The following is a 16,562-nucleotide window of genomic DNA, read 5'->3' as shown; positions in this document are numbered from 1 at the left end:
GCCGCGAGCATCACCAGGCAGGTCACGACCCCGAGGGCCGCGAAGTGCAGGACGANCCGGACCTCGAGGGCCTCGGTGAGCGCGCCGATCCCGGCACCCGCGAGAGTCCCGACGCTGAACGCGGCGTGGAACAGCGGCATGATCGTGCGGCGCCGGCCTTCTCGGCGGCGGCGCCGGAGACGTTCATCGAGACGTCGACCAGGCCGTTGCCGAAGCCGAACGCGACGAGGCCGACCCAGATCGCGGCGAAACCCCACCCGAACGTGACGGCGAACCCGGCGAAGACGATCCCCGCGGCCAGGCAGAACGCGGCGACCTGCACCCCGCGCCGGGCACCGACCTTGGCGACGATGTGTCCGGCGAAGGTGAGCCCGCCGATCGAGCCGACCGCCATCCCGAGCACGAGCAGCCCCATCTCGAACGTGCTCGCGCCGAGCGAGTCGCGGACGCTCGGGATGCGGCCGAGCCAGGTCGCGATCGCGAGGCCCGACATGGTGAAGGCCACGAACACCGCGGTGATCCAGCCCCGGGTGGTCGGAGCGGTGCGGGCGGACGTCGTCGTCATGCTGCTCTTCCGGTTCTGCGTGTCGGTTCTCGGTGACGGTGCTGCGCGTCGGTCTTGCGCGTCGGTTTTGCGCGTCGGTTTTGCGCGTCGGGCGCGTTCTCGCGTGTCGGGCGAGCGGTCGAATCGATTCGACCGCGGGTGACAGTTACGCTAACGGGCGATGGACGAACCGGCAACCGCGAACGGCGCGGCGCGACCCGACACGGGGACCCGTGCCGCACGCCCGACCCTCGCCGCGGTCGCGCGGGCCGCAGGGGTCGCGCCCTCGACCGCCTCACTCGCCTTCAGCGGCGCTGGCCCGGTCTCCGAGGAGGCCCGTACACGCGTGCTCGCCGCCGCTGCGGAACTCGGCTACGGCGGTCCCGACCCGCGTGCACGGTCCCTCCGCCGCGGCCGGTCCGGGGTCATCGGGGTCGTCATGGACGAACGGCTCAGCGACGCCTTCCGGGACCCCGTGAACGTCCTGACGCTCGACGGCATCGCCGAGGTCGCCGGCGAGGCCGGCACCTCCCTGCTCCTCGTCCGGAGCCCGCTCGACGACGCCGGGCTCGTCGGACCGCTCGTGGACGCCCCGGTGGACGCGGTCGTGCTCATCGGGTGCAACGTCCGGATCGACCCCGCGGTCGCCGTGCTCCGTCGACGGAACATCCCCGTGGTCGCGATCGAGGCGGACGAGATCGAGGGCGCCGTGCCCGTCCAGCTCGACAACCGCGAGGCCTCACGGCGCGCAGCCGCGTTCCTCCGCGATCTCGGGCACACCGCGGTCGCGGTCGTGACGCTCCCGCTCGACGGCACGCACCAGCGCGGTCCGGTCAGCGCCGAGCGCGAGGCCGCGGGCATCGCGCACACCTCGCTCGAACGACTCCGCGGCGTCCGTGGCGTCTACCCGTCCGCGCCGGCCTGGGAGGCGGGGGGCAGCTCGGTCGAGGAGGGCCGGATCGTCGGCGCCGCGCTCTTCGCTGCCGACGCTCCGCGTCCCACGGCCGTGGTGGTGCAGAGCGACGTGCTCGCCGTCGGGGTGATCTCGGCCGCGTTCGACGCCGGGCTGCGCGTGCCGGAGGACGTCAGCGTCGTGGGGTTCGACGGCATCCCGGTCGACGACAGCCTGTTCCACCGCACGCCGATCCGGCAGCTGACCACGCTCGTGCAGCCCTTCGTGCAGAAGGGGCAGGCGGCGGCCCGGGCGGCGATCGCCATGCTCGAGGGTGCTCCGGCGCAGCCCGCGGCCTTCCGGTCCGAGCTGCGCATCGGCGACACGACGGCGCCGCCGCCCGCGCGCTGACGCGGTCGCGCCGCCCGCGCCCCGAGTCTCGTGCTGAGCGACAGTTCTCGCGGCTGATCGCGCGAGAACTGTCGCCCACGCCGAGTCTCGCGCCCGCTTGGCCGAGTCTCGCGCCCGCTCAGCGCGCCAACGCCGCCGCGATCCAGCCGCGCCGGTGCGCCCGCACACCGAGCGTCACCGCCCGCACCCCGATGTACCCGAGGGCGAAGGCCGACCACAGCCCCGTGAGGGTCCCGCCCGCCCACCACAGCAGCGGCAGGTACACGACCAGGTTCACCCCGCCCGCGATCGCCAGGTACCGTGCGTCCCCCGCGCCGATGAGCACGCCGTCGAGCACGAACACGTACCCGGCGACCGGCATCCCCACCGCGACGATGAGCAGGACAACGGGCAGCGCGTCCTGCACCGCCGACGCGTCGGAGAACACCGGACCGAGCACCCCGCTCACCGACGCCGTCACCAGCCCGAGGAGCACCCCGCCCGCGATCCCGAGCAGCACCAGCCGACGCGTCACCAACCGCACCCGATCGGGGTCCCGCGCCCCGAGCCCGTGTCCGACGAGCGCCTGACCGGCGATCGCGAGGGCGTCGAGCGCGAACGCGAGCGTGGAGAACACCGTCAGCCCGACCTGCGTGGTGGCGAGCCCGGTCGTCCCGAGCCCGGCGGCGACCGACACGGTGGCGAGCATCGCGACCCGGAGTGACGCCGTCCGGAGGAACAACCACGCACCCGATCGCAGTGCGCGTGCGACGCCCGAGGCACCCGGTCGCAACGGCGCTCCCGCCGCCCGCGCTGCCCGCACGGCGATCACCACGTAGACCGCCGCCATCGCCCACTGCACCAGGACCGTTCCCGCCGCCGACCCTTCGACGCCCCAGCCGGCACCGTAGATGAGCACCGCGTTGAGGAGCCCGTTCGCGACGAAGCCGACGGTGGCGACGACGAGCGGGGTCCGCGTGTCCTGGAGCCCACGGAGCAGCCCGGTCGAGGCCGTCACCACGAGGATCCCCGGCAACCCGACCAGGGAGAGCGTCAGGTACGCGGTCGCCGCCCTCGAGACGTCCTCGGAAGCGCCGAACGCGTCGACGAGCGGCGCGGCGAGCGGCCACCCGACGAGCGCGAGCACGACCCCGAGCACGAGCGCCAGCCACATGCCGTCGATGCCCGCGTGCACCGCACCCCGTCGGTCACCGGCTCCGAGGGCCCGCGCGACGGCCGGAGTCGTCGAGTACGCGAGGAAGACGAGCAACCCGGTGACGGTCTGGAGGACGGCGCTCGCGATGCCGACGGCGGCGAGCGGCGTCTGCCCGAGATGCCCGACGAGCGCGGTGTCCGTGAGCAGGAAGAGCGGCTCGACCACGAGTGCCCCGAGCGCGGGGACGGCGAGGCGGACGATGTCCCGGTCGACGCGGCGGGTCTCGGAGCCGTGGGTCACCGGTCCATTCTGGCGGCGGTATCCTCCGGGCTGTGGACGCCCTCGCGCTCGTGCCGGCGGCCGTCGGCATCGCGCTGAGTCCGTTGCCGGCGGCCTCGGTCGTCTTCCTGCTCGGCCACCGGCGTGGTCCAGGGTCCGCGGTCGGACTCGCCGCGGGGTGGACGGCGACCATCGCGGTCGGCCTCGCCGTCGCGGTGCTGCTCGGCGAGCGTCTGCCTCCGGAGACGTCGGGCGGCACGACGGTCGAGGCCGTGATCGCACTCTGCGCCGCGGTCCTGCTGTTCGCGCTCGCCGTGTGGCAGTGGGTACGACGTCGACTCCCGGACGGGTCACCTGCGAGCTCGCGGTGGGCCGACCGCGTGGATGCGATCGGCAGCGCGCACGCCGTCGGGCTCGGCGCCCTCCTGACCGTCAACCCGAAGGTCGTCGTGCTCGTGCTGTCGGCGGGCCTCGTCTTCGGCGAGGCAGACCCCGCTGCTGGTTGGACCGTCCTCGCCGGCGTGTGCTTCGTCCTCGTCGCGGCGCTCCCCACGGTGCTCCCGATCGGGATCGCGGTGGCGCTCGGACGCCGCGCGCAGCCCGTGCTGGACACGCTCCGCGAGTGGATCGCCCGCTGGGGATCGCTCTCGCTCGTGGTCGTGCTCGTGGTGCTCGGCGCCGTCCAGCTCGTGACGGGGCTGGCCGGCCTGCGCTGACGGTGCGGCACCGCGCCGGCCGGGAGGCGCCTGGCGGGCCCGCACCGCGCCTCCAGGCCGTCACCTGGAGCGTCCCGCGCGCCGGGACCCCGAGGACCGTCGTTCAATCGGCGCGCGGTTCCGCGGGGACCGCCGCGGTCGCGGCGTGCGCGGCGTCCGACGCTGCGGGCGTCGCCGGATCGGTGCCCCGCGCCCGACCGATGAGGTCCATGACGTGGAACACGACGATCGCCGCGACCGTGCCGACGATGATCCCGCCGAAGGTGGCGCTGCCGAAGGAGAACGTGAAGTCGGCGATGCCCATGATGAGCGCGATGCCGGCGGTGAGCTGGTTCTTCGGCTTCGCGAAGTCGACGCGGTTCTCGACCCAGATGCGGATGCCGATGATCCCGATCAGGCCGTAGAGCGCCGTGGTCGCTCCGCCCAGCACCCCGGCCGGGACGGACGAGATGATCGCGCCGATCCTCGGCGAGAGCCCGAGCAGGACCGCGACGATCGCTGCGACCCAGTAGGCGGCGGTCGAGAAGACCCGCGTGGCAGCCATGACGCCGATGTTCTCGCCGTAGGTCGTCGTGGCGGAGCCGCCGCCCACACCGGCGAGCACGGTCGAGATGCCGTCGGCGAAGAGCGCGCGACCGGTGAGCGGGGTGAGGTCACGGCCGGTGAGCTGCCCGACGCCCTTCACGTGGCCGACGTTCTCGGCGACGAGCGCGAGCACGACCGGCACGAAGCCGAGGTAGATCGCGAGCTGACCCGCGTCGAACGCCGGCGCGGTGAACGTCGGCAGGCCGACCCACGGCGCCGCAGCGACCTTCGAGAAGTCGACCTCGCCCGCGAGGACGGCGGCGACGTACCCGACGACGACGCCGATGACGATCGAGAGCCGCCCGATGAGCCCCTTGAAGAGGACGGTCACGAGGATGATCGTGAGCAGGGTGATCAGCGCGACCGCCGGCGCCTTGACGAAGTTGTCGCGGGCGGCGGGCGCGAGGTTGAACCCGATGAGCGCGACGATCGCACCGGACACCACCGGCGGCATCACCCGGTCGATCCACCCAGCACCGGCCAGGTGCACGACGAGCCCGACGACGGCGAGCAGCGCTCCGACGACGATGATCCCGGACAGGGCGAGCGGGATGCCGCCGATCTTCGTCGCTGCGCCGATCGGGGCGAGGAACGCGAACGACGAGCCGAGGTAGCTCGGCAGCCGGTTCCCGGTGATGAGCAGGAACAGGATCGTCCCGATGCCGCTGAACAGCAGGGTGGTCGACGGCGGGAAGCCCGTGATGAGCGGGACCAGGAAGGTCGCGCCGAACATCGCCACGACGTGCTGGACACCGAGGCCGACCGTCCGCCCCCAACCCAGGCGCTCGTCGGGGGCCACGATCGTCGTCGCGGAGACGGTCCGGCCGTCACCGTGCAGCTTCCAAGGGAGTCCCATGCCGGAAACGGTAGTGGCACCGGGACTCGCGTGACGAGGCCCGGGCCCGACCTGTGGACGACCGCGAGGCCGTCCACAGGTCGGGGACGGCACCCGGGCAACGGTGGCTATCGTGGACGCCATGACCGACGTCGCAAGCACTTCCGGCATCCACACCGACGAGCTCGACGCAGGTGTGCGCCCCCAGGACGACCTGTACCGCCACGTCAACGGCACGTGGGTCGCCGCCACACCGATCCCGGACGACAAGGCGCGGTACGGCGCGTTCACGATCCTCGCGGAAGAGGCCGAACTCGCCGTCCGGGACATCGTCGAGCGGTCCCAGCAGGCCGCGACGGGCACCGAGGAGCGCAAGGTCGGGGACCTCTACACCGCGTTCACGGACGAGGAGCGCCTCGAAGCCCTCGGCACCGGGCCCATCGAGCCGCTGCTCGCGGAGATCGACACCGTCGACTCGGTCGAGGACGTCCTCCGCACGGTCGGACGCTTCGAACGCCTCGGTCTGCCGGGCTTCCTGCAGCTCTTCGTCGACAACGACCCGGGTGACCCGGAGTCCTACGTCGTCTTCCTCGAGCAGAGCGGCCTCGGGCTGCCCGACGAGTCCTACTACCGCGAGGACCGCTTCGCCGACATCCGGACGAAGTACCGTGAGTTCGTCGCCGCCATGTTCCCCCTCGCCGGGTTCGACGATGCCGGCGCCCGCACCGACGACGTCATCGGGCTCGAGACCGCGCTCGCGGCGCAGCACTGGGACAACGTCACGACCAGGGACAGCCAGAAGACCTACAACAAGCTGCCCTGGTCCGAGGTCGCCGCGCTCGCCGAGGGCATCGACCTCCGCGCCTGGTGGGAGGCCATCGACGCCCCGGCCGGTGCGTTCGAGACCGTCGTGGTCCGCGAGCCCTCCTTCATCACCGGCCTGGCCGCGCTCCTGGTCGCCGAGCCGATCGAGGCGTGGAGGAACTGGCTCCGCTGGCAGGTCGTCCGTGGATCGGCCGCGTACCTGACGAGCGCGTTCTCCGCGACGAACTTCTCGTTCTACGGCACTGCGCTCACCGGTGCGCCGAAGCAGCGCGAGCGCTGGAAGCGTGGCGTCTCCCTGGTCGAGGGTGCGATGGGCGAGGCCGTCGGGCGCATCTACGTGCAGGAGCACTTCGACGAGACCTCGAAGGCGACGATGGACGAGCTCGTGGCGAACCTCGTGGAGGCCTACCGGCAGAGCATCACCGGCCTCGACTGGATGACCGACGAGACCCGGGCCCGCGCGCTCGACAAGCTCGACAAGTTCACGCCGAAGATCGGCTACCCGGTGCGGTGGCGCGACTACTCGGCGCTCCAGGTCTCCGCGGACGACCTCATCGGCAACGTCCGGGCCGTCGCGAGCTTCCAGGTCGACCGCGAGCTCGGCAAGATCGGCAAGCCGATCGACCGCGGCGAGTGGTTCATGACGCCGCAGACGATCAACGCCTACTACAACCCGGGCTTCAACGAGATCGTCTTCCCGGCCGCGATCCTGCAGTTCCCGTTCTTCGACGCCCAGCGCGACCCTGCCGCCAACTACGGCGCGATCGGTGCCGTCATCGGCCACGAGATCGGGCACGGCTTCGACGACCAGGGTTCGCAGTACGACGGGGACGGTCGCCTGGAGAACTGGTGGACCGAGGCCGACCGTGCGGCGTTCGAGGAGCGCACGAAGGCCCTCATCGCGCAGTACGACGCGCTCGTGCCCACCGAGGTGCCCGACGGTCACGTCAACGGCGCACTCACGATCGGCGAGAACATCGGTGACCTCGGCGGTCTGTCGATCGCGTGGAAGGCGTACCTGCTGTCCCTCGACGGTCAGGAGCCCCCGGTCGTCGACGGGCTCAGCGGCGCCGAGCGCTTCTTCCTGAGCTGGGCCCAGGCCTGGCGGATGGCGATCCGTCCGGAGGAGGCCGCACGCCTGCTCAGCATCGACCCGCACTCCCCGAACGAGTTCCGCTGCAACCAGGTCGTGCGGAACATCGACGGCTTCTACGACACGTTCGGCGTGACGGAGGGCGACTCGATGTACCTCGACCCGGCCGAGCGCGTCGCGATCTGGTGATGGCCGAGCCGGACGCGGCTCTGCCGTCCCGGCGTCGCCGTCCGGACCGGAGCGGCGTCGGCGGTGCGGGCGACCGCCCGCGCGGCGGCGGTCGCGACCACGGGCGCCACCGCGGCGGTGCGGACGACCGGTTCGGAGCCACCCTGGAGGCACTGGGCGGCCTGGCCAGGGACGGTGCGGCGGTCAGCGCCTCCGTCATCGACACGTCGTCCGGCAAGGCGCTGCTCGCGGTCGACGACACCCTCGTGCAGCCGGTCGCGAGCCTCGGGCGGGTGCTGCTGCTCATCGAGGTGGCGGCGCAACTCGAGGACGGTGGCCTGCACGGCGACCGCCTGCAGCGGATGGCCCGGGACACCGCCACCGGTGCCGGACTGTGGCAGTTCCTGCAGGAGTCGACCATGCAGGTGTCCGACCTCGCGACCCTGGTCGGTGCCACCGCAGACGCGTGGGCCATGAACGCGCTGCTGTCGACCGTCGGCATCGACGCCGTCCGGGAGCGTGCGGAGTCCTTCGGCATCGAGCGGACGGCCCTCATCGACCGCGTGCGGGACCGACGGGGTCCGGACGACGCCCCGGATGCCTCCGTGGCGGCGACCGGGGAGCTCAGTTGGCTGTTCCGCGGGCTCGCGCTCGGCGAGGTCGTCGACGAGGCCGTCTCGAACCGGGTCCTCGGGTGGCTGTCCCTGTCGAGCGACCTGTCCCTGGTGGCGGGGTCCTTCGCGCTCGACCCCTTGGCCCACCGCTCGCTCGACCACGGGCTGCAGGTGGTCTCGGTCACCGGCTCGTCGCTCGGCGTCCGGGCCGAGGCGGGCATCCTGCGCGGACCGGCGTCGTCGGTGAGCTACGCCGTCACGGTGACCTTCGACGACGCCACGCTCCAGCGGCGCCTCGCCGTGGTGGACGCCCTGCGGACCATGGGCACCGAGGTGCTCGAGGCCGTGCACCAGCCCGCGCGCCGCTGACCAGCCCGCGCGGCCACGGCCGGGCGTGCGCCGCTGCCCGTGCCGCGAGACCCCCGCTCAGCCGAGCAGCAGCCGCACCCACGCGTCGAAGCGCTGCCGGATGACCCGCGCCGTCACGTCCGGCCGCCCGATGCCCGCGTAGTTCGGCTCCCAGGTCTCCACGTACGGGTCTGCCCGTGCGGCCGCGAGCACGTCCCACGCCCACACGTCGCCCACCCGCACACCGGAGTGCTCCTCGTACGCAGCGAGGAACCGGTCGGCGGCGTCCGGCGCACCGAGCAGCACGAGGTCCTGCCGGCACCACGCGACGTCGACGCCCCGTGGAGCGGACACCGCGCCGGACCAGTCCACGATCCCGGTCAGCCGGTCGCCCTGCCACACCGCGTTGCCGGTCCAGAAGTCACCGTGCGTGAGGACGCGTCGCTGGTCGGTCGTCGGCCACGCGCCGGCGGCAGCACGTGCGAGCCGCCCGGCGGCGCGGTTCGGTGCCCGCCCCTCGTCGGGCAGTCCGACGGGGCCGAGCGCGTGGACCCGGGCGAGTGCGGCACCGAGTGCGGCCGCGGCGGCGTCGAGGTCGAGGTTCGCCGGCGGGGTCGTCCCGGGCATCGCGGTCGTGACGATCGTCGGGACGCCGGCGACGGTGCCGTGGGCGAGCAGCCGCGGTGCGAGGTCACCGAGCGGTCCGAGCCGTTCGAGGACCGCGGTCTCCCGGTCGACGGCGTCGTCACCGCGGGGGAAGGTCCGGACGACCACGGGCCGGCCGTCGTCGTCCGCGAGCGCCGTCCGCGCGTGCTGACCGCCGGACAGCGCCCGGATGAGCCGCAGCGGTCGGCCGAGGAGGACGCTCCCGGCGTCGACGGTCCCGTGGTCCACCAGTGGAGCGTACTGAGCGTGTTTGTCACGGAACGGTAACGGCGCTGACTTCACCCAAACCAGTTCGGCACGGGTGCCGAATCCCCTGCACAGACCGGGAACCACCCGGAGCGCTCACCAGCCGCAGCTGCTGGTTCTCTCCACCCGTCATCGGGTGGGTTCGGCGCGCCATCGAACGCCGCGCCGAGCGCGACACAGCAAAGGAACTCATCATGCGCAAGAGCCTGAAGACCACGATCACCCTCGCCACGACCGGCGCGCTCGTCCTCGGTGGCGCCGCGTTCGGTGTCGGCGCCGCGAACGCGTCGACCCCGGCGGTCCACACCGTCTCCTCCAGCTCGTCGAAGATCCCGGCGCCGGTCGCGTCGGTGCCCGAGGTCCTCGGTGGCACCACGGCCGTGAAGCTCGACTCGGGCTTCACCGACGCGCTGACCGCGCTGAAGCTGACCCCGGGTGTGTCGGGCAACGCCAAGCTCGCCGACGGGTCGGTGTCGTTCCCGATCACGGCCGGTTCGGTGACGTACTGGAACCCGGAGGGCAACTACCGTCCGTACGTGCAGGGGCTGCTCAACCACGACGACTCGGGGCTGACGCTCAAGGCCGGTGACACGACGGTGACGCTGGAGAACTTCGTGGTGAACCCGGGTTCGTCCAAGCTCTACGGTGACGTGCTGGTCAACGGCAAGGTCGCGGTCGCGAACGCGTACCTGTTCGAGCTCTGGGGTGGCACGCTCAAGCCGCTGCAGCTCGAGGGTGACAACGCGGTCCTGACCGGCACCACGGTCCACATCTCCGAGGACGCTGCCGGCCTGCTGAACAAGACCTTCGGCACCGACGCCGTCAAGCGCGGCCTCCTCGTCGGCACCGCCACCATCACCGCCAAGATCAAGTAAGACCGCACCAACGCCGAGAGCGTCGTCCCCGACAGGGGGCGGCGCTCTCGTGCGTCGTGGCCGGATCGTCGTGTGCGTCGGGCGGGACGGGCGTGCGTCGTGGGTCGGACGGGAGGCGCGGATCGCGTCAGCGACGCCGGCGCCACCACCGGGACGGTCGGGTGTCGGACGCGGCCGCCTGCGCGGCCGCCGCTGCCGCGTCGGAGGCGGCCCGTGCCTCCCGGCGGTCCCGCCACGCCACGACCTCCGCATCGACGTCCCGGAGCGGCGTCACGACCGGCGGGCCGCCGAGCAGCTGCCGACGAGCCTCCTTCACGCGGGCGTTGAAGTCCTCGAGGACGTCGCGGACGTCACGCTCGACCGACAGCGCATCGAGGTGCTCGTCGAGTTCGGCGTCCTCCTTCCGGAGGGCGAACGCAGGCGGGGCGATCCCGGTGATCTGCTCGCGCTCGATCTTCGACCGGATCCACCAGTCCGGGTCGTGTCGGCCGTCGTTCGAGGGCAGCGGCTTGCCGTGGTAGGGGTTCCCCTCGAAGACACCGCGGCGTTCGGCTTCCTCGATGAGCGCCCGGGCGTGCTGGCCGACGTCCTTCGCGCGGAGCAGCCGTCGTTCCTCGCGGACCTCGTCGGGGTCGAGCGACCCCCGTTCGATCTCGCTCTCGACGAGCCGCTCGTACCGGTACCGAGCAGCGCGCCGGAGCCGGTCCATGCGTGCGTCGACGTCGTTCATGACCCCTCCATGATCACTCCGTGCGGTCGCTCCCGCCAGTCTCGTCGGAGCCGGCCTGCTGGGTCCGGACCTCCTCGATGGTCAGCGCGGCCTGGATGAGCGCCAGGTGCGACAGGCCCTGCGGGAGGTTCCCCATGAAGGAGCCGTCCTCGCTGATCATCTCGCTGTAGAGCCCGACGTCGTTCGCCTGCGCCACCATCGCGTCCATCAGCGCCGCGGCGTCGTCGACCCGGCCCGTGCACGCCATCGCGGCGGCGAGCCAGAACGAGCAGGCGACGAACGGCGACTCCTCCTGCTCCATGCCCGAGTAGCGGTAGACGAGCGGGCCGCGCTGCAGCTGCTCCTCGATCGCGCGGATCGTGGACGCCATCCGGGGACCGCGGTCGAAGGCGCTCATCGCGTGCAGCAGGATCGAGGTGTCGAGCTCGTCCGAGCCCGGGTACATCACGTAGTAGCCGCGTTCCTCGTCCCACCCGTGCTCGGCGACCCACTGCTCGATGAGTTCGCGGTTCTCCACCCACTTGTCCCGCGGGCCGTCGATCATGCCGGCGTCGTGCAGCTCGACGGCGGCGTCCAGAGCCTGCCAGCAGCCGATCTTGCTCGACACGTAGTGCTGGGTGTCCTGGAGCTCCCACATGCCCGAGTCGGCTTCCTCCCACCGGTGGCACGCGTCGTCCGCGAGGCCCTGCAGGACCGTCGCCGTCTTCCGGTCGATGACGTTGCCGGCACGGACGTACTGCCGGAGGATCTCGAAGACGTCGCCCCAGACGCCGAGCTGGAGCTGGTCGCCCGCGCGGTTCCCGATCGTCACCGGGCCGATGCCCTGCCACCCCGGGACGTCGCGCTCCTCGACGCCGTCGCTCGCCGAGCCGTCGAGCTCGTAGAAGATCGGCATGTCCTCGTCGTGCTCGGCGATGGTGCGCATCACCCAGGACACGGCCGCGTGGGTCTCCTCGCGCAGGCCGAACCGGGTGAGCGCGTGCACCGTGTACGACAGGTCGCGGACCCAGGCGAAGCGGTAGTCCCAGTTCTTCCCGCCGGTCCGGTCCTCCGGCAGGCTCGTGGTCGGTGCCGCGGCGATGGCGCCGGTGGGGGAGTAGATGAGCAGCTTCAGGGCGAGGGCGCTCCGCTGCACGGCCTCGGACCACGGGCCGTCGTAGTGGAACGCCTCGGACCACGTCGACCAGTTCGCGATCGTGCGGTCCATCGCCGCGAGGGCCGCCTCGGGCTTCGGCATGAAGATCGGTTCGTCCTGGGTCCCGACGATCGTGAGGATGTGCTTCGACCCTGGCGTCGCGGTGAACCGGCCGGAGAACCGGGGGCCGTCGTCGTGCACCGGTTCGAAGCCCTGCTCGACGATCGCGATGGTGACGCCGTCGATGCCGATGACGGCACCGTTCGCGGTGTCGAGCCGCTTCGGCTCGGCGGTGTTCAGCAGGGTGCCGGGGACGACGGCCCACTCGAGCTCCACCGATCCGCGCACCCCCTGGACGCACCGCGCGACCTCGGCCCACGGCAACCGTCCGGCGACCCCGGTCACCATGGCGTCGGAGACGGTCACCTCCCCGGTCGGGGTCGTCCAGGTCGTGACGAGGACGTTCGTCCCGGGCAGGTACTCGCGCGAGACCTCGGCGTCCCCGGTCGGACGGAGCGCGACGTGGCCGCCGTGCTCGGCGTCGAGGATGCTCGCGAACACGGGTGGCGAGTCCATCGACGGGATGGGCAGCCAGTCGATGCGGCCGTCGAGCGCGATGAGCGCCACCGTCCGCCCGTCACCGACCGCACCGTAGGAGCGGAGCGGGACGTAGCCGTCGACCCGCTCCTCGTCGTCGGTCGCGTCGGGGGTGTCCCGGGTCCGTTCGCTCATGCACCCAGCCTGCCCCGGGGGTACAGCCGACCATCAGCGGGACGTACCCCGACCGCTCCGGTGGCAGCATGGGCCCATGGTGCAGCCAGCTCGGATCGACGAGGACGGGGCCGGTCGGCGGGCCTTCCGCAACCAGCTCGCGGTCGTCACCGGGATCATGCCGGTGATCGCGTTCGTGCTCGTCGTCGACCGACAGGAGGTCGGTGTCCTCGCGACGCTCGGCGCGGCGCTGCCGCTGGTCGCCCTCGTCGTCACCGCGCTCGCCCGACCCGGTGCCGACCCCCGGTGGTTCGCCCTCGTCCTGGCGCTCGACGTCGCCGGGATCGCGTTCATCCGCGGGGACGTCCCGTCGATCGGCGTCAGCGCGCTCTTCGTCCTGCCGGCGCTGTGGGCCGGGTACGCGTTCGGCCTCCCGGGAGCGGCGAGCACCGCCGGGATCACCGTCGTCCTGCTGTGGATCGGGGCGCCGCGCGAATGGGACGTCATCGACACCGCGGACACCGCGCGGCTGATCTCCCTGCCCCTGGTCATCGTCGCGGTCAGCGGCACGGCGGCGGTCCTCGCCGCCCGGGCCCGCGCGCGTCAGGAACTGCTCCGGCGCCAGACCGTGCTCCTCCAGCAGCGGCTCACCGCCGTCGTCGCACGGGAGGAGCTCGTCCGTGCGACCCTCGACTCGGTCGACTTCGACGTGCTGGCCTTCGACGCCGAGGGCGGCACGACGGTCGCGAACCACGGCCGGCAGGGCAGCGCGCTCGACGACCTGGCGTCGGCGCCGGGCGACGCCTCGCTCGCCGAGCTCGTCCGGCGCACACTCGACGGCGACGAGCTCGAGGACGTCCTCGTCGCGGTGCGTCCGGGTGACGGAGCGGTGCGGACCTACTCGATCAACACGCGCCTGCTCCCGCCGGACACCGGGGGCGGGGTGCTCGTCGCCCGGGACGTGACGGCGGAACGCAGCGCGCTGGACGCCCGCGACGACCTGGTGGCGTCGGTGTCGCACGAACTGCGGACGCCGACGACGGCCGTGCTCGGTTCGGTCGAGCTCGCTCGCGAGGTGCCGGGGCTCCCGGAGACCGCCGAACGCATGCTCGACGTCGCGGCCCGCAACGCCGAACGGCTGGTCGAGTTGGTCAGCGGCATCCTCCGGGCAGCGCGGGAGGACCGGGTCGACCTCGTCCTCGCTCCCTGTGACCTCGTGGACGTCATCGAGGCGGCGGTCGAAGCGGCAGGACCGGCCGCCCGGGCGGCCGGCGTCGAGCTGCGCCTCCCGGTGTGCTCCGGGCCGGTGCCGGTGGTGGCGGACGCCTTCCGGGTCCGGCAGGTCGTCGACAACCTCGTCAGCAACGGGGTGAAGTACAACCACGCCGGCGGGTGGGTGGAACTCGGCGCGCACGCCGTGGGTGACCGAGCGTGGGTCATCGTCCGTGACGACGGCATCGGGATCGACGACGAGGACCAGACGCACCTGTTCGAACGGTTCTTCCGTGCCGAAGCGGTCCGCAGCAGTACCATCCACGGGACCGGGCTCGGGCTCGCGATCTGCCGACAGATCGCCGAACGCCACGGCGGGGACCTGACGGTGTCGAGCATGCTCGGGGAGGGGACGACCGTGACCATGACGATCCCGGTGGGCGGGCCCGGCAGGACCGGGGGCGCGCGGTGAACCCGCTGCTCCTCTGGACGGCCATCGGCAGCGGCCTCGCCCTGCTCCTGGTGGTCCTGGTGACCCGTCGCCGGCTCGGCGGCCGGCACCCCGAGGTCCGACGAGGCTTCCTGGACGTCGGGGTCGCCAGCGTCGGCACCTTCCTCGTCCTGATCGGAGCGGCGCTCCTGGCCGGGGACGCGACCCGGATCCTGGTCGTGTGGCTGGTCGTCGTGCTCGCGGTCGCACTGGTGTGCACCGTGATCCGGTCAGCATCGACCCGTGACGAGCCCCCGGAGGACGTGCAGCGGCGGTCGGACGTGCTCCGCGGCGTCACGAGGGTCCTCGCCCGAGCGGACTACCACCAGGTGTCCTTCGTGCGGCTGGTCGTCTCCCTCGACGACGCCGCGCTGGTGACGACGGCCTTCGGTCCCGGGGCGGGGGTCGTGCACCGGGACCGGCTCGTCGCGGCCCTCCAGCGTCTGGTCCCGCCGGACGCGACCGTCTGGACCGAGGGGGACGACCGCGTCGTCGTCCTGGTCAGGCAGGAGGAGTGCGACCTCGCCGGGTGGCGCGCCGAACTCGAGATGTCGTCGACCGGGGACCCTGCCGACGGAGCGACGGTCGGGTCCTCGACGACCTGGGCCGTGACCTCGACGGACGACCGCGGGTACCGGCTGGAGGACCTCGAGCGGCCCTGACCCCCGGTGTCGCCGATGCCCGACGGAGTCCCGGGTCAGCCCTCGGTCGGGAGGTCGATCGAGAGCACGTCCGTCGCGGTCTGCTGGGTTCGCGAACCGCCCGATCCCTCGGCGAACACCAGGGTCACCACCACCCGCATGGTCGCGGTGCGGTCGTCCGTCGGGCCGAGGACGAACGTGCCCGACCAGGACTGCGGACGCGAGACCGCGAAGCCCGACGGGTCCGTCTGCGCTCCCGGCTGGCCGCCGGGTGGGAGGTCGCTCCCGTCGCGTGCCAGGGCGGAGGTCTCCACCGCCGCACGGACCAGCCGGACGTCGGAGCCCCCGCGGGAGGAGACGGACATCGACAGCGGCTTGGCGGAGCCCGCGGTCCAGTCCTGCAGCGGCAGCGTCGACCAGTACCGCACGCCGACGACGAGGTCACCGGCGCGGACCGTCCGGCTCAGGGCGCCGTCGACGAGGTCGCCGCCCGGTCGTGCTGACGGGGTGCTCGCGGCCGTGCTGGGCGAGCCCGACGCCGACGCCGACGCGCTTGCCCGACCGGGGTCGCGGGTCGCCCGGTCCGTCGCCGCGGACTCCCACGGAGGGGTGCCGCACGCGGTGAGCGCCAGCGCTCCCGTCGTGACGACCGCCGCGACGAGGAACGGCCTCGATGACGTCCGCCTCATCGCTCCCCCGATCCCAGAGCAGATCTTGAGGATCCGCAGCGCCATGCTAGCGCGCGGCCAGAGGACACCGGGTGAGGCTGATCGCGACCACAGCACCACGCCGACCGATCAGGAGCCACCATGTCGACGACCCGACCGACCGCAGCCCCGACCACGGGCGTGCCGACCCGGTACACCGTCCGCCACGACCCCGAGCTGGCCGCAGCCGTCCTCGACGACCTCGCGTCGCTGCCGGACTACCGCCCGACGATCGGGTGCGTCATCCCGGCGTACAACGAGGCCGAGAGCATCGCCGCGGTCCTCGACTCCCTGCTCGCGCAGACCCGCGTCCCGGACGTCGTCCACGTCGTCATCAACAACACCACCGACGCGACCTTCGACATCGCGGCCGCCTACGCGGGACCGCACCGGATCGAGCACGGGGACGCCGTGCAGGAGACCGAGGTCTACGTGCACGACATCGGCGAGAACCCGGACAAGAAGGTCGGCGCGCTCAACTACGGCTTCAGCCTCATCGAGGGCTGCGACTACATGCTCGGGGTGGACGGCGACACGACCGCGCACCCCGAGGCGGTCGAGTGGCTCGCGCAGGAGATCGTCTCGGATGCACGCATCGGCGGCATCTCCGCGATCTACTCCATCGACGACGCACCGTTCCGCGGCCTGGTCCCGCGGTTCCTGATCGCCGGACAGCGTGCCCAGTTCGCCGCCTTCAACATGCA

At 72.5% G+C, this 16,562-nt stretch carries 15 protein-coding genes; 8 read left to right on the top strand and 7 right to left on the bottom strand.

Features of this window, described 5'->3' with window-relative positions; genetic code table 11:
- Window positions 1-22: 22 nt before the first annotated feature.
- On the bottom strand, window positions 23-565 hold the full coding sequence (locus I59_RS19250) for a hypothetical protein (protein ID WP_022902966.1): 543 nt from the start codon (window positions 563-565) through the stop codon (window positions 23-25).
- Window positions 566-725: 160 nt separating this feature from the next.
- On the opposite strand from I59_RS19250, the gene I59_RS05200 reads away from it, so the two are divergent.
- Window positions 726-1,847, top strand: coding sequence for a LacI family DNA-binding transcriptional regulator (locus tag I59_RS05200; protein WP_022902965.1), 1,122 nt, complete (start codon window positions 726-728; stop codon window positions 1,845-1,847).
- A 118-nt stretch (window positions 1,848-1,965) separates the two neighbouring features.
- Here the strand turns inward: I59_RS05200 and I59_RS05195 are convergent, their stop codons facing one another.
- Window positions 1,966-3,282, bottom strand: a complete 1,317-nt coding sequence (locus tag I59_RS05195) for an MATE family efflux transporter (protein WP_022902964.1) — start codon at window positions 3,280-3,282, stop codon at window positions 1,966-1,968.
- 32 nt (window positions 3,283-3,314) lie between these two features.
- Between I59_RS05195 and I59_RS20670 the strand changes: the two genes are divergently transcribed.
- Complete coding sequence (locus I59_RS20670; RefSeq protein WP_022902963.1) at window positions 3,315-3,977, top strand: GAP family protein; 663 nt, start codon at window positions 3,315-3,317, stop codon at window positions 3,975-3,977.
- A gap of 103 nt (window positions 3,978-4,080) precedes the next feature.
- Here the strand turns inward: I59_RS20670 and I59_RS05185 are convergent, their stop codons facing one another.
- Window positions 4,081-5,418 carry a uracil-xanthine permease family protein gene (locus I59_RS05185; RefSeq protein ID WP_022902962.1) on the bottom strand — a complete coding sequence of 446 codons (1,338 nt, stop codon included), beginning with the start codon at window positions 5,416-5,418 and terminating at the stop codon, window positions 4,081-4,083.
- A gap of 121 nt (window positions 5,419-5,539) precedes the next feature.
- Between I59_RS05185 and I59_RS05180 the strand changes: the two genes are divergently transcribed.
- Together I59_RS05180 and I59_RS05175 are read left to right on the top strand one after the other, a co-directional pair.
- The gene (locus I59_RS05180; RefSeq protein ID WP_031272962.1) at window positions 5,540-7,504 is read left to right on the top strand and encodes a M13 family metallopeptidase; all 1,965 of its coding nucleotides are present in this window, start codon (window positions 5,540-5,542) and stop codon (window positions 7,502-7,504) included.
- A complete protein-coding gene (locus I59_RS05175) occupies window positions 7,504-8,466 on the top strand; it encodes a serine hydrolase (RefSeq protein WP_022902960.1) in 963 nt (320 codons plus the stop codon). The genes I59_RS05180 and I59_RS05175 overlap by 1 nt, the downstream gene beginning before the upstream one ends.
- A gap of 57 nt (window positions 8,467-8,523) precedes the next feature.
- On the opposite strand, the gene I59_RS05170 is transcribed toward I59_RS05175, so the two are convergent.
- The gene (locus I59_RS05170; protein ID WP_022902959.1) at window positions 8,524-9,339 is read right to left on the bottom strand and encodes a phosphotransferase family protein; all 816 of its coding nucleotides are present in this window, start codon (window positions 9,337-9,339) and stop codon (window positions 8,524-8,526) included.
- 212 nt (window positions 9,340-9,551) lie between these two features.
- Here I59_RS05170 and I59_RS05165 point away from each other — a divergent pair, with 212 nt between their 5' ends.
- Window positions 9,552-10,232 (top strand): hypothetical protein, encoded by a 681-nt coding sequence (locus I59_RS05165; RefSeq protein WP_022902958.1) that lies wholly within the window; start codon window positions 9,552-9,554, stop codon window positions 10,230-10,232.
- A gap of 127 nt (window positions 10,233-10,359) precedes the next feature.
- Here the strand turns inward: I59_RS05165 and I59_RS05160 are convergent, their stop codons facing one another.
- Both I59_RS05160 and I59_RS05155 read right to left on the bottom strand, forming a co-directional pair.
- Window positions 10,360-10,962 carry a DUF1992 domain-containing protein gene (locus I59_RS05160; protein WP_022902957.1) on the bottom strand — a complete coding sequence of 201 codons (603 nt, stop codon included), beginning with the start codon at window positions 10,960-10,962 and terminating at the stop codon, window positions 10,360-10,362.
- 13 nt (window positions 10,963-10,975) lie between these two features.
- Window positions 10,976-12,829, bottom strand: coding sequence for a glycoside hydrolase family 15 protein (locus I59_RS05155; RefSeq protein ID WP_022902956.1), 1,854 nt, complete (start codon window positions 12,827-12,829; stop codon window positions 10,976-10,978).
- A gap of 76 nt (window positions 12,830-12,905) precedes the next feature.
- On the opposite strand from I59_RS05155, the gene I59_RS05150 reads away from it, so the two are divergent.
- Window positions 12,906-14,492, top strand: coding sequence for a cell wall metabolism sensor histidine kinase WalK (locus I59_RS05150; RefSeq protein ID WP_022902955.1), 1,587 nt, complete (start codon window positions 12,906-12,908; stop codon window positions 14,490-14,492).
- Window positions 14,489-15,172, top strand: a complete 684-nt coding sequence (locus I59_RS05145) for a hypothetical protein (protein WP_022902954.1) — start codon at window positions 14,489-14,491, stop codon at window positions 15,170-15,172. Before I59_RS05150 ends, I59_RS05145 begins: the two co-directional genes overlap by 4 nt.
- Before the next feature lie 35 nt (window positions 15,173-15,207).
- Here I59_RS05145 and I59_RS05140 read toward each other — a convergent pair whose 3' ends face one another.
- On the bottom strand, window positions 15,208-15,840 hold the full coding sequence (locus I59_RS05140) for a hypothetical protein (protein ID WP_022902953.1): 633 nt from the start codon (window positions 15,838-15,840) through the stop codon (window positions 15,208-15,210).
- A gap of 120 nt (window positions 15,841-15,960) precedes the next feature.
- On the opposite strand from I59_RS05140, the gene I59_RS05135 reads away from it, so the two are divergent.
- Window positions 15,961-16,562, top strand: a 602-nt coding sequence (locus I59_RS05135; RefSeq protein WP_022902952.1) for a glycosyltransferase family 2 protein, incomplete at its 3' end; no start/stop codon positions are given.

Origin of the sequence: Curtobacterium sp. B8 (genome assembly GCF_000333315.1) — a bacterium.
Lineage (GTDB): Bacteria > Actinomycetota > Actinomycetes > Actinomycetales > Microbacteriaceae > Curtobacterium > Curtobacterium luteum.
The sequence above is the reverse complement of the archived record's forward strand: the minus strand, read 5'-3'. Positions and strand labels throughout refer to the sequence as shown.